General features: G+C 66.1%; 1 pseudogene. It reads right to left on the bottom strand.

Going from position 1 to position 384, the window contains the following annotated elements:
- Positions 1 to 265, bottom strand: a pseudogene (locus HGO92_RS23285) (IS30 family transposase); the annotation flags it as partial.
- Positions 266 to 384 lie beyond the last annotated feature (119 nt).

Below are 384 nucleotides of genomic sequence, written 5' to 3'. Positions count from 1 at the left end.
AGCCGCGTTGCCAGGGGCTGTGTGGGGCGCAGAAGTAGACGTCCATGTCGGTGGCGATGCTGAAGGCTTTGTGCCTGGCCATTTCCACGCCTTGGTCCCAGGTGAGCGATCCGCGCAGGTGCGCGGGTAGGGAGCCCATGGTTTTGATCAGGCCGTCGCGCACCGTTTCGGCGGTGTGGTCGCCGGGCAGGTGGACGAGCATGACGTAGCGGGTGGTGCGTTCCACGAGGGTGGCGATGGCCGTTTTGTTGTGGGTTCCGGTGATGTAGGGTCGGGCCGGAGCGCGACACCGGGATTGCTCCCGGCTCGTTTCTCCGACCCGCCCTCCGCACCGGACGTGCGACTCTCATCGCATCCGGCGCTCCACGGATAGACACTCAAGCC

Source organism: Crystallibacter degradans (assembly GCF_012952295.1).
Taxonomy (GTDB): Bacteria; Actinomycetota; Actinomycetes; order Actinomycetales; family Micrococcaceae; genus Crystallibacter; species Crystallibacter degradans.
The sequence above is the reverse complement of the archived record's forward strand: the minus strand, read 5'-3'. Positions and strand labels throughout refer to the sequence as shown.